Origin of the sequence: Bradyrhizobium sp. 6(2017) (assembly GCF_011058295.2) — a bacterium.
Lineage (GTDB): Bacteria > Pseudomonadota > Alphaproteobacteria > Rhizobiales > Xanthobacteraceae > Bradyrhizobium > Bradyrhizobium septentrionale.
Genome location: NZ_CP049289.2, coordinates 2,259,346 through 2,270,964 on the forward strand (window position 1 = coordinate 2,259,346; position 11,619 = coordinate 2,270,964).

Genomic DNA, 11,619 nt, shown 5'->3' on the forward strand with positions numbered 1-11,619 from the left:
ACAAGCGCGCCAGACCGGCTTTTCCGGTTGATTGGTTCTGGCCACTTGTTGGTTTCCTTACAGCTGCGCAGATCCTGTCAGGTCCAAAACAGCCAGGATCACGCATCGGCTCGCTGGCGGTTTTCAAAACGTAATCAGAAGCTTAATGTGCGCGGACAGGCGTTGGCATGGTGGTTGCTAATGAGCGGTAGCAACACTGAGTGAGGGCTGAGTGCACGCCGACGCTTAAGACGAGCGATGCGCTCCTTCCCTTGAACCCGTGTGCCCCGTTTCTGAACGAGAACAAGCTGGCGCGTACGAAGCGCGGAACTTTGGCAAATCGGTTGATGGAGAGCAATATGTCTTCACTGAGACAAATCGCGTTCTACGGAAAGGGTGGTATCGGCAAGTCGACCACTTCACAGAACACGCTGGCGGCGCTGGCCGAGATGGGTCAGAAAATCTTGATCGTAGGGTGCGACCCTAAGGCGGATTCGACCCGCCTGATCCTGCATGCCAAGGCGCAGGACACGATTTTGAGCCTTGCAGCGAGCGCCGGCAGCGTGGAGGACCTCGAGCTCGAGGACGTGATGAAGGTCGGCTACAAGGACATCCGCTGCGTGGAGTCCGGCGGTCCTGAGCCAGGGGTCGGCTGCGCCGGCCGCGGCGTCATCACCTCGATCAACTTCCTGGAGGAGAACGGCGCCTATGAGAACATTGACTACGTCTCTTACGACGTGCTCGGGGACGTCGTTTGCGGAGGCTTTGCGATGCCAATCCGCGAGAACAAGGCCCAGGAGATCTACATCGTCATGTCCGGGGAAATGATGGCGATGTATGCCGCAAACAACATCTCCAAGGGCATCCTGAAATACGCCAATTCCGGCGGCGTGCGGCTGGGCGGCCTGATCTGCAACGAGCGGCAAACCGATAAGGAGCTGGAACTGGCGGAGGCTCTGGCCAAGAAGCTAGGCACTCAGCTGATCTACTTCGTGCCGCGCGACAATGTGGTGCAGCATGCCGAGTTACGCCGCATGACGGTGCTGGAGTATGCGCCCGAGTCGCAGCAGGCCGATCATTATCGCAATCTCGCGAAAAAGGTTCACAACAATGGCGGCAAGGGCATCATTCCGACCCCGATCTCCATGGACGAGCTCGAGGACATGCTGATGGAGCATGGTATTATGAAGCCTGTCGACGAATCCATCGTCGGCAAGACCGCCGCCGAGCTCGCGGCCTCGTAAAGGTCGCGAGTCGCGGCCTTGTGAAGGCGCGCGACGGATGCCGGTCTCCTCACCTCCCCATCCGGGAGACCGGCATTCTGACGAACGACCGTGACCAAGATCAGGATGGGGCAGAGCAAACCAGATCGTGGAATCCATCGATTCATGTCCGAAGCGCACTTTCTTCCTTTTGTGGCTGCTTGTGCCGTTGATGCGAGCAGCCGGATGCACAGAGGAATTGCAACCTACCGTCTGCTCACCGGTGTGCCTCCTGAAGATGCCGACATTGCCACTGACAGTAATTTCGATTGCCATGTCCTGGCGTCTATTCTGGCGGTTGCCTCGATGGATGGTGGCCCTCTTCCCGAGAAGGCGGGCCTGTCCGGCCACGAGCTAGCGGCCTTGCTGGAGCAGCACTTTCCCTCGGTAGGGGTCAAGCTCGTGGAGCGGCTCCTGTCGGTCGAGTGCGATGAGAACGACGAGATCGCAATGGTGCGCGATCTTTTGCTCAAGCAGCGCTCGACGGAAGGACATATCGGTCGCTGGCTGGCCGCGATGATCGCGCGCCGCGCCATTGAGCCGGACCACCTGTGGGAAGGCTTGGGATTACGCAATCGTGCCGAACTCTCTCGGCTGCTCAGCCGCCACTTCGCGCCGCTCGCCGCGCGCAATATCAACAATATGCGCTGGAAGCGCTTTTTCTACCGTACGCTGTGCGAGGATGAAGGCCTCGTAATGTGCACGACGCCCGTCTGTACGCAATGTAACGACTTCAGCCTCTGCTTCGGCGAGGAAAGCGGCGAGAGCCGGTTGGCCGAGCGCCGGCGCGACTTTCTGTTGCAGGCGGCTCGCCCGGTTGTCCGCGGCGACTGGCCCATCTGAGTTGCCACAGGAATCTTCGAACGCCTCGTCCGGATTTGGCGGTTCGGAGAGGGGGGGCTGGCTAGCGCCACTACAACGCGAGCCCATCATGTATCCAAGGCGATGCCGCGCCCAAGCGCTCCGCGACAGGTCCTGTATCCCGGCGCTCTGCAGTCGCGTTCGAATTGAGCATGGCAACAAGCAAGGTGAGGCGTCTTTTCATCGGTGCTGAGTCGTCACCGGCGAGCCCGTGGGCCGCGGTATTGTGGACGCAGCTTTCCAGGGCCAGGCTTTGGCCGTGGAGAGCAGCCGTGCGAGCTAAGGCCTGCAGCAGGATCGTAGGTGCTGCCACAACTCGCCGAACGTCGACGAACTAAGCCAAGGGAGATTTTTGCAATGAGCAACTCATGCTCGCCAGCCGGGATCCTGGATCGGCTCAGCAAGGCCTCGTCGGCGGAAGAGTTCTTTTCGCTGCTAGGCGTCGATTACGAGCCGAAAATCGTCAATGTTGCGCGCCTTCATATCCTAAAGCGCATGGGACAATATTTTGCCAAGGAGCAGTTCGCCGGTGCCGCAGAGCCGGAGATCAGAGCTCGGTGCAAAGCGTTGCTGGAGCACGCCTATGCCGATTTCGTGGCATCGTCACCGATCGAGCAGCGAGTGTTCAAGGTCTTAAAGGAAGCCGTCGCAGACCCTAACAAGTCGGTGGCGTTTGTCCCGTTGAGTGCGCTGAAGTGATTTCGTGCTCCACTGCGGTGTGGTTTGTCCCACCTGGCCGGGTGACGGTGTCTTGTACAGCCTTCGTCTTCATTCAAATCAACCCCTCTGCAGCCTGACGCGAGCCGCGCTGTCGCATTCCCGACCCATGTCTGAGCTTTGCTCGTGCCCGCGGTGTCAGGGGCCATTTTAAGTGTCTTCCAAGACGTTGCCTTCGCGCGAAACTCCATGGTTCTTGCGACTGGTACGACACTTGCTGTTGTTCTGCCGATCCCGTCTTCGATGCCGACAGATGGTGGCCGTCCGAGATGAGATTTGAAGGAGGACCTATGACGTCGCTTCTACTATCCGCCGAGCGCTGCGGCATGATCTTATGGCTCACCCCAATGCCGTTCGAAATAGCCTTTGACGCGACCGAAGCCGGCATGGACCGCGAGATGGTGGTCAATGGGTAAGTCACCCGTCCACGCTACGCCCGGAGCGGGTATGCACATGGTCGTCCGCATCGCGCAGGCCTCCGATCATGCGCAGATCCGCATCCGCTCCATGGCCGATGGCAAGATGCGTCAAGAAACGGGGCCAACGTCGGCTCTTATGAGTTGTCGGCGCCGGAGGCAGGGCAGGGATTGCGTGACAGGAGCGGTGGCCAGATCCCTCTGGCCGTCAGAGTCAACGCGGAGCGCGGGGCCGAAAGCGAGACGCCGGTATTGCGCGATCACCGGACTGACTGACCCAAGGTTGGCAGCGGCCGGTCAGATTGACCGCGGCGGCCTGGCCGCCGCGGTGGCGCTCGTCGAAGGGAGCGCGCAAGGAACCAAGGTCGAGCATCTCTGCGAAGTCTCGCCCGTCCGCTACGTCTACCGCGGCGGCGCGTCTCGCCGCGATGGTGGGGCGCGCCGAACGGACGAGCGGCCGGCCAGGCACTGACCAAAAGTGATCTTCCGTTGAGCGAAGTAGAAAGCAATCCTGTGGTGCGTGCGCGCGTTATTTTGAGAGGATCTAGAGCATGAGCAATGTCATAAAAACGAGCACGCTGGCGGCTGGCGGCCGAGCGGCAGCGAAAAAGGAACTGCCGGAGCACTTTAAAGCATATAGGCATGTCTGGGTCTTCGTCGAGCAGGAGCGCGGCCAGGTGCATCCGGTATCCTGGGAGCTGATGGGTGCGGGGCGCAGGCTCGCCGACAGGCTGAAGGTGAATCTAGCTGCGGTCGTTATCGGCCCGGAGGGACAGCCCACGCGTAACGCCGCGCTTGAATCCTTTTGCTATGGCGCAGATCTGGCTTATCTCGTGAGTGACAATGTCCTGTCAGATTATCGCAACGAGTCCTATACCAAAGCGCTAACCGAACTCGTCAACACCTACAAGCCGGAGATTCTGCTATTGGGTGCGACGACACTCGGTCGCGATCTCGCAGGTTCCGTGGCGACGACCTTGTCGACAGGGCTCACTGCCGACTGTACCGCGCTCGACGTCGACACCGATGGTTCGCTTGCAGCGACGCGTCCGACCTTTGGCGGCTCGCTGCTCTGCACGATCTATACCTTGAATTATCGTCCGCAGATGGCAACCGTTCGCCCGCGCGTCATGCCGATGCCAGAGCGTGTGGTACGCGATGCCGCTCGTATCATTATCCACCCACTTGGCCTCGTTGAAGACGATATCGTCACGAAAGTGCTCTCCTTCATCCCCGATCGCGATTCGGAAACGTCCAATTTGGCCTACGCCGATGTCGTGGTTGCCGGCGGCTTGGGGCTGGGGTCGCCTGACAATTTTCGGCTGGTGCGCGAGCTCGCAACTCTGCTTGGCGCCGAGTATGGCTGCTCGCGTCCTCTGGTGCAAAAAGGATGGGTTACGTCTGACCGGCAGATCGGCCAAACCGGCAAGACCATCCGGCCAAAGCTCTATATTGCTGCCGGAATTTCCGGCGCGATCCAGCACAGGGTCGGTGTGGAGGGGGCGGATCTGATCGTCGCCATCAATACCGACAAGAACGCGCCGATCTTCGACTTCGCCCATGTCGCGATCGTCAGTGACGCCCTGCATCTGCTACCGGCGCTGACAGCTGCGTTTCGGGCGCGGCTTTTGCCGAATTCCCGTGCTCGGATCGCAGTCTAGAGGAGACAATGATGATTGAGGAGAGGTTCGATGCGATCGTGGTCGGAGCGGGTATGGCAGGCAATGCGGCGGCCTTGACCATGGCCAAGCGCGGCCTGAAGGTGCTGCAGCTCGAGCGGGGCGAGTACCCCGGATCGAAGAATGTGCAGGGCGCGATCCTCTATGCGGATATGATGGAGAGGCTGATCCCCGAGTTTCGTGAGGAAGCGCCGCTCGAGCGTCATCTGGTCGAACAGCGGTTCTGGCTACTGGACGATCGCTCCCACGTCGGCATGCACTACCGCTCGGATGACTTCAACGAGGAGCGGCCGAACCGCTACACGATCATACGCGCGCCATTTGACAAGTGGTTTTCGTCGAAGGTGCGGGAGGCCGGGGCGACCGTGTTGTGCGAGACGACAGTCACCGAGCTCGTGCGAGACGACCGTGAGAGGGTTGTGGGAGTTCGTACAGATCGCGGCGGCGGCGAAATACATGCCGACGTTGTCGTGCTGGCCGAGGGTGTCAATGGACTGCTCGGGACGCGCGCTGGCCTGCGCGCGCGGCCGACACCCAATAACGTCGCGCTCGCGGTGAAGGAAATGCACTTTTTGCCTCGCGAAACCATCGAGGCACGTTTCAATCTTAAGGGCGATGAGGGCGTCGTGATCGAGGCGGCCGGAACCATTTCTCGCGGCATGACCGGAATGGGTTTCGTCTATGCCAACAAGGAATGCATTTCGGTCGGCATCGGCTGTCTCGTCGCCGATTTCCAGCGCACCGGCCAGACACCCTACGGCATGCTCGATCATTTCAAGCAGCATCCGTCCGTGGCACCGCTGATCGCAGGTTCTGAAATCAAGGAGTATGCGGCGCATCTCATTCCCGAAGGCGGCTACAAGGCAATCCCGCAGCTCTACGGTGATGGGTGGGTAGTGGTGGGGGACGCGGCGCAGCTCAACAACGCCATCCATCGTGAGGGTTCCAATCTTGCGATGACCTCAGGCCGCATCGCGGCGGAAGCAATCGCCGAGATGAAGTCGCGCCGCGAGCCCATGACGGCGAAAAATCTGTCGCTCTACAGGAAGATGCTAGCCGATTCCTTCGTGATCAAGGATCTCAAGAAGTACAAGGACTTGCCCATGCTGATGCACACCCATTCGCAAAACTTCTTTCTTACCTATCCGCAGCTCATCTCCAAGGCGATGCAGAACTTTGTGCGCGTCGATGGGACGCCGAAGCTTGAGAAGGAGAAGGCGACCCTGAAATCCTTTGTCAAGGCGCGGTCATGGAGGGGCCTGATCGGCGATGCGTCTCGCTTTGCTCGCGCCTGGCGCTGACCGCCAATAGTGTGAGGTTCAGCAATGGAAGGTCAAAGCATGAATGTCGAGCCCTCGGTGCGCGTCGAAGACAAGCTGTATTACAACCGATATCTTGTCGACATCGGTCACCCCCACGTCAAGGTACGCGCGCACACAACGCCGTCGGCGGAACTGCTTGCGCTCTTGAAAGTCTGCCCCGCACGATGCTACGAACTCAACGACAATGGACAGGTTGAGGTAACCGTCGATGGTTGCATCGAGTGCGGCACCTGCCGCGTGATCGCCGAGCCCACCGGCGACATCCAATGGAGCCATCCGCGCGGCGGGTATGGGGTGTTGTTCAAGTTTGGCTGAGAGTGAACGAACACAGCAGTATGATCGCCATGTAAAGGAGGATCTCGCCGCCACAGTTGCGCATTCCGCCTCTCTGCACGGGTTCAAGTTCGAACGAGGCGCGCACCTCGAGAGGACACCCCACAAGACAGACATTGCATCGGGATATCACGATCACTCGGGATGCGCGTAGGAATGGTTGTGGCGCCACTGAACTGCGCCACAAAGGTGTCGAACCGGTGGAAAGGGAGGAATCAGCCGGTCGCCTAAGGGGGAGTAGACCCTGCGGCCTCGATAGCAACTGCCACTGACTGCACGATCGCGGCAAAGCGCACGGCGGTCTGATGGCTTCGGAACTCACGCCAGCGGCCCGCAGCGTCTTCTCGTGGGCGTCAATACAGGCACCGCAGCCGTTTATAGCCGAGACCGCCAACGACCGCTCCGGGATTGCCGATCACGTTCATGCGCAGCCGTGGTTGCATGGTGTTGGAGACAAGGTGAACGAAGCGGTAGTAAGCGTTGTTCATTGCCATCACAGAAGCGGCGGATTTCGCGGCGGCGATTGCCTCAGGCGTCATCACGGCGGCCGCAGCCGATTCCATCGCGGCAACAAGGGCCGCATTGCGGGTGGCAATCGCGGTCGCGAGCATCAGGCCATATTGTCGCTGCGGCGAGAGCGTCTCATCGGCCACCAAGGACGTCAGATTGAGCCTGACGTCCTTGGCACAATCGGGAATCTTCTCGTGCAATTGCTCGATCGACGACATGGGGCCTCATGCAACCTTCAGGGTTTCGCCGCCGACTTCGCGGTTGCAGGGACAGAGCTCGTCGGTTTGCAGCGCGTCCAGAACGCGGAGTGTGTCCTTTGGGCTGCGCCCGACATTGAGATTAGTCGCATAGACGTGTTGGATTGTGTTGTCGGGGTCAACGATAAAGGTGTAGCGATAGGCGACACCCTCGGGTGAACGCACGCCAAGGCCATCGACCAGGGCCCCCTTCGTGTCGGCAAACTGCCAGATCGGTAGGTTGTGAAGGTCGACATGTGAGCGTCGCCAGGCGAGCTTGCAGAACTCGTTGTCGGTTGAACCGCCCAGTACGATCGCATCGCGGTCGGCGAATTCCTTGGACAGCCGGCCAAACTCGGCGATTTCGGTTGGGCAGACGAACGTAAAGTCCTTGGGATAAAAGAAGATGATCTTCCACTTTTCTGGAAAGCTTGTTTCTGTCAGCGTCTCGAACGCACTCTGTCCTTCTTCTTCTTGCACTTGAAAGCCGGGCTTCACGCCTGTGACTTCGAACGGCGGCAACTGATTTCCAATTCCGAGCATGCTGTCCTCACGAGTTTGTTTTATAATGATCGTGCCTCACCGGTGAAGCAAGCTATATGCCATCCGTTCTCAAGACCCGATTGCTGAAACGACGCCAACTAGTGACGTGGCTGCGTGCATTTGATCCACGTTTCGATTGAATCTCACTCTCGCTTTCAATCATGCTTTGCGGATGCGCGATGTTCGCGTCGCTTGGAGTATCGGTTAGGGCCATGCTATGTGGCGATTGGGTTGCCGCGGTTCTGAAGATCCGCAGCCAGTGCACGGTCCGGGTTCGACGACTGCAGCAAAGACGGCAATCGGACCTGAACTTCGACGATCCGTCTTCGATCGACAGGCACTGCAAAACCGACTGAGGGGGTGATGCTAGCGTCGACCGGGTAAAGCACGCGCGCAGCTTGTCGAAGTGCGGCTTCTTGCCGATCAGGGTCCGCAATCAGCACGTTCACAGAGCATCACGGTGGCTCACAATGTAGGGCGGACGCCGGAGCTAAGCTTGCTTTCGTTGTCGGCGAAGCAGCCCGACGGGTGATTTCGGGGTCAACATATCCGAACTACACACATACGTCATCAAGCTGTCCGGTATCATAGCGCCCAAATGGCCGCAGCCGCGACTAACCGCCCGGGCGGCGCGCTGGCGGGATGGAGATATCGCGCCACCATTCCTCGACACTAGTAGCAACCTACCAATGTCCCCAGCGAAAGTTCGCCAATCAGCAAGACATGTTCTTGGAACGGCCGTCAAGAGTGGCACACCGCGGGTGATGGCCTCTGTGAATTCGGCGGCGCAGGCCGTGGCCAACGGCTTCTTGTCTGGCAAATTTGCTGATCACCAGGAGATCGACCTTGTCGCAAAGCGCCCGGGAAACGACAGCTTCGGCTTCGGCAAGTCCAGTCGTATTTAGATTACAGGACGTAGCTCCGCTGCCGAGTGACTGGTAAATCGAGATCTCTTGCCCCGTCGCAACGTCCACTGCAAGCATAGGTGCGTACCGTTTGTGGCCCAGAAGCGACGCTGGACGATGCGGCTGACGCGTACGGCTTGCCGCGCAAGATCCTGAACGAAATCGGCGAGCAACCTGTCGACGTCGTCTTTCGGCCGGTAGAAAATCGCAGCCACAGCATTCGGATCGATTTCTTCAAGGTTGCCGATCATGGCCGTGGTCCGATTTCTGTTTGTTTCTCGCGTCGACACTTACCTGTCGAACTTCTCCTGCCGGTGTGGAAGGCGTTATGAGCAACCGCTCGGGGAGCGCGGCCGGCAAGGCTCGCGCGACCTCGGCGAATACGTCCGTTCCATTGCTAAGCCCTAGTTCATCAAAGGAGCGGCGTGTGATGCGGGCCAAAAGTGGCACGCCCGAACGGCCAGTTTCGAGAGCCAGAACCAACGTGACCTCAGCTTCGTCGAACGGCAGAGAGGCCTTGATGCGTGCCGGAAAGATATTGAGCATGGAACTTGCGCGCGGGGCCTCGCGCGCGATGCTGACGTCGCTGGCTGCGATGCGCAGCCGGAGCTGCGCGCCTGGTCTTAAGGGCGGTCCAGGTATCAACAGACGCGCACCTTTGAGGCGGAGGATGATCAGCCCATAGCGCCCGTCATAGCCGCCGACTACGGTGTCGATGCAGACCGCCGCTTCGCCGCGCCCGGCAAGCGCTGGATTGCTCTGCATGGCATGCAGGGGACCGACCGCAGTCACAACGCCATTTTTCATCATGACGAGATGATCAGCAAAGCGCTCGATGTCAGCCATGTCATGGCTGATATAGATCATCGGCAACGTGAGCTGTTCACGTATGCGCTCGAGAAATGGCATAATCTCGCGCTTGGCGGGGCGGTCGAGCAAAATGAGCGGGTCATCCAGCAAAAGTAGCCGGGGTTGGGCCAACAGCGCGCTGCCAAGGGCAAGCCGCTGTCGCTCGGCGCCCGAAAGGTGTGATGGCGAACTGTCAAGCAGTGACGCCAAGTCGAGCAATTCGACAACATCATCAAAGTCGATCAGTGCTGGCTTGGATTGTTTCGCGTTATACAAAAGGGTACGCTTGACGGATAAATGGGAAAAAAGGACCGGTCGGTGGAATACATACGTGACGGGACGCAGATGGGGCGGCCGAAACGTGGTCTCGTCCTGCCAAATCTCGCCATCGATCGCGCAGAATCCGCTCGGTAGACGCTGAAAGCCGGCGATGCAGCGCGCGAGCGTGGTCTTGCCGCACCCAGGGGGACCGAAAACGGCCGTGACACCTTTGGCTGGTACGCTGAATTGTGCATCTAGGGGGACTCTTGCGAGAGAGCCGTTGAAGGCGACTTCGATACGGCCAGGTTTTGCGTCTCTCACTTGCCTGCACCTCTGCTGTAGCGATCAATCACGGTCACGGGCGGAATGGCCGCAAGGGAGATGATCACCATGCCGCCGACAATCCAGTCTGTTTGGTTCCAGCGCGGCGTCTCCGCCCCCGGGGAGGCCACAAGGTGCGGCCGCTGGATTGCAGATTGACGGTGTTACGACAGCCGGCATCTTATGCGTCTCCGCGCCATCGAACATCGCGGCAATCGAACGCTCCCGCGCGCGCTTGCCGATGACACAGGTAAGGTGGGGTTCCAGTGTCGCGCAATTCGTAGCCGGGTTGGCCGGACGGAGATTATCCAATCGTTGAAATGGCACGGCTTGCGTCGTTTCGCTGTGGAGGCGTGGGCTATCGCGCCAGTTCAATACTGCCTCGCGGCTGGCAATCCAATGGCACCACAGCGTTGATAGCCGAAATAAAATGTGCGCCAGCGCCGATATTGATGGCTTCCGCTTTTTGCGGCGCAAGCAGCATCAAACTCAGATCGACCAGGATCAATCGGATAAGCCTCATTGGGACTCCGAGGGTGGTTCGCCGCGAGGAGCTTTCGACGCGGCAGCCCCTTGCTCCTCACCCAGCAATCCGCGTGCCGTTCAAAAATAGGGTGCGCGGCCTGCTCGGCTCATCGTGAACTCGCATCGGTCGGAGCACAGTGTGTGGAATGGCCGCATTGTATCGTTGGGTTTCAGACGTTCGCGTCGCCAACCGGCCATGCAGGATAGACGAAATCAAAAGCTGTAGATGCTGCGGGCTTTGCGTCGAGAAATGGGTTGGTGACCGCACGGTCGTGACGATCGCTCTTGATGCAAAAGCTTAGATTATCCAATTCGTCGCCCGATCCGGTTAACGATCTATGATGGATATCCCCGGTTGCCTCCACAGCTGATCGGGTAAGTTCTCATCGGGTTGATCTATCGCGATCCTACGGTCAGCGTAGTCCGCGCTTCCCGAAATCCTGAGGCGACTTGTTTGAGTGATTCGGCAACGGGCGCGACAAATACCTCCCATTCGCAATGGCATTCCGGACATTGGTCGCTACAGCTGGCCGACGCTGCATGCGTTTTGTGCTCCTCAGACTGGCGCCTTGTTTCAACAATGACCGATCTTGTCGTGTGACGATATCGTAATCAAAAGAACGCGGAGGTGCACTACTCGTTGGCATAGAGTCTGCACGCGATAAGCGGCGTGGAGGGAACACTGTAATGTCGGTGCTGCAGCAATCACAGGCGGATCGCGTGTTCGCGCGGCGATATGCGATGTGGTGGATTGTTTGAGGCGCTTGCAGCTCTGGCGAGCCGCCAATGTCCATCAGAACGCCGAACGGTTCTGTTCTTACCAGAGGCTAAGTGCAGGCGTCACTAAAGAATCAAGGGCACGACGAAGGAAACAGCTGTGTCCACCGGAAATGGCATATC

The 11,619-nt window shown here is 59.2% G+C and carries 11 protein-coding genes and 2 pseudogenes; 7 read left to right on the forward strand and 6 right to left on the reverse strand.

What is annotated here, in order from left to right; translation table 11 throughout:
• The first annotated feature begins 338 nt into the window (after nucleotides 1–338).
• The 7 genes from nifH (at nucleotide 339) to G6P99_RS10790 (ending at nucleotide 6,551) form a co-directional block, all read left to right on the forward strand.
• Nucleotides 339–1,223: a nitrogenase iron protein gene (gene nifH / locus G6P99_RS10760; RefSeq protein ID WP_029084287.1), complete on the forward strand. Its 885-nt coding sequence runs from the start codon at nucleotides 339–341 to the stop codon at nucleotides 1,221–1,223.
• A 144-nt stretch (nucleotides 1,224–1,367) separates the two neighbouring features.
• Nucleotides 1,368–2,084: a nitrogen fixation protein NifQ gene (locus G6P99_RS10765; RefSeq protein ID WP_245284874.1), complete on the forward strand. Its 717-nt coding sequence runs from the start codon at nucleotides 1,368–1,370 to the stop codon at nucleotides 2,082–2,084.
• Nucleotides 2,085–2,459: 375 nt separating this feature from the next.
• Nucleotides 2,460–2,801 (forward strand): nitrogenase stabilizing/protective protein NifW, encoded by a 342-nt coding sequence (gene nifW / locus G6P99_RS10770; protein ID WP_029084289.1) that lies wholly within the window; start codon nucleotides 2,460–2,462, stop codon nucleotides 2,799–2,801.
• A 308-nt stretch (nucleotides 2,802–3,109) separates the two neighbouring features.
• Nucleotides 3,110–3,235, forward strand: a complete 126-nt coding sequence (locus G6P99_RS10775; RefSeq protein ID WP_256375202.1) for a hypothetical protein — start codon at nucleotides 3,110–3,112, stop codon at nucleotides 3,233–3,235.
• Between the two features lie 551 nt (nucleotides 3,236–3,786).
• On the forward strand, nucleotides 3,787–4,896 hold the full coding sequence (locus G6P99_RS10780) for an electron transfer flavoprotein subunit alpha/FixB family protein (protein WP_029084291.1): 1,110 nt from the start codon (nucleotides 3,787–3,789) through the stop codon (nucleotides 4,894–4,896).
• A gap of 11 nt (nucleotides 4,897–4,907) precedes the next feature.
• Nucleotides 4,908–6,215, forward strand: coding sequence for an FAD-dependent oxidoreductase (locus G6P99_RS10785; RefSeq protein WP_029084292.1), 1,308 nt, complete (start codon nucleotides 4,908–4,910; stop codon nucleotides 6,213–6,215).
• Between the two features lie 39 nt (nucleotides 6,216–6,254).
• Nucleotides 6,255–6,551: a ferredoxin family protein gene (locus G6P99_RS10790; protein ID WP_029084293.1), complete on the forward strand. Its 297-nt coding sequence runs from the start codon at nucleotides 6,255–6,257 to the stop codon at nucleotides 6,549–6,551.
• Between the two features lie 245 nt (nucleotides 6,552–6,796).
• On the opposite strand, the pseudogene G6P99_RS10795 reads toward G6P99_RS10790, so the two are convergent.
• The 6 genes and pseudogenes from G6P99_RS10795 to G6P99_RS10825 all read right to left on the reverse strand — a co-directional run bounded on the left by G6P99_RS10795 (nucleotide 6,797) and on the right by G6P99_RS10825 (nucleotide 10,717).
• A pseudogene (locus G6P99_RS10795) lies at nucleotides 6,797–7,297 on the reverse strand (carboxymuconolactone decarboxylase family protein).
• Nucleotides 7,298–7,303: 6 nt separating this feature from the next.
• Nucleotides 7,304–7,858, reverse strand: a complete 555-nt coding sequence (locus tag G6P99_RS10800; RefSeq protein ID WP_029084294.1) for a peroxiredoxin — start codon at nucleotides 7,856–7,858, stop codon at nucleotides 7,304–7,306.
• A 490-nt stretch (nucleotides 7,859–8,348) separates the two neighbouring features.
• Complete coding sequence (locus G6P99_RS10805) at nucleotides 8,349–8,612, reverse strand: DUF2478 domain-containing protein (protein ID WP_246709855.1); 264 nt, start codon at nucleotides 8,610–8,612, stop codon at nucleotides 8,349–8,351.
• Nucleotides 8,572–9,014: pseudogene (locus tag G6P99_RS10815) on the reverse strand (DUF2478 domain-containing protein). The gene G6P99_RS10805 and the pseudogene G6P99_RS10815 overlap by 41 nt, the downstream one beginning before the upstream one ends.
• The gene (gene modC / locus G6P99_RS10820; protein ID WP_165128119.1) at nucleotides 8,998–10,194 is read right to left on the reverse strand and encodes a molybdenum ABC transporter ATP-binding protein; all 1,197 of its coding nucleotides are present in this window, start codon (nucleotides 10,192–10,194) and stop codon (nucleotides 8,998–9,000) included. Before modC ends, G6P99_RS10815 begins: the two are co-directional and overlap by 17 nt.
• Nucleotides 10,195–10,552: 358 nt before the next feature.
• The gene (locus G6P99_RS10825; protein WP_156928932.1) at nucleotides 10,553–10,717 is read right to left on the reverse strand and encodes a hypothetical protein; all 165 of its coding nucleotides are present in this window, start codon (nucleotides 10,715–10,717) and stop codon (nucleotides 10,553–10,555) included.
• Nucleotides 10,718–11,619: the final 902 nt, after the last annotated feature.

Bases quoted from the DNA above. Each gene is read 5' to 3' on its own strand.
- nifH (WP_029084287.1), top strand. From the start codon at position 339: ATGTCTTCACTGAGACAAATCGCGTTCTACGGAAAGGGTGGTATCGGC.
- G6P99_RS10765 (WP_245284874.1), top strand. From the start codon at position 1,368: ATGTCCGAAGCGCACTTTCTTCCTTTTGTGGCTGCTTGTGCCGTTGAT.
- nifW (WP_029084289.1), top strand. From the start codon at position 2,460: ATGAGCAACTCATGCTCGCCAGCCGGGATCCTGGATCGGCTCAGCAAG.
- G6P99_RS10775 (WP_256375202.1), top strand. From the start codon at position 3,110: ATGACGTCGCTTCTACTATCCGCCGAGCGCTGCGGCATGATCTTATGG.
- G6P99_RS10780 (WP_029084291.1), top strand. From the start codon at position 3,787: ATGAGCAATGTCATAAAAACGAGCACGCTGGCGGCTGGCGGCCGAGCG.
- G6P99_RS10785 (WP_029084292.1), top strand. From the start codon at position 4,908: ATGATTGAGGAGAGGTTCGATGCGATCGTGGTCGGAGCGGGTATGGCA.
- G6P99_RS10790 (WP_029084293.1), top strand. From the start codon at position 6,255: ATGAATGTCGAGCCCTCGGTGCGCGTCGAAGACAAGCTGTATTACAAC.
- G6P99_RS10800 (WP_029084294.1), bottom strand. From the start codon at position 7,858: ATGCTCGGAATTGGAAATCAGTTGCCGCCGTTCGAAGTCACAGGCGTG.
- G6P99_RS10825 (WP_156928932.1), bottom strand. From the start codon at position 10,717: ATGAGGCTTATCCGATTGATCCTGGTCGATCTGAGTTTGATGCTGCTT.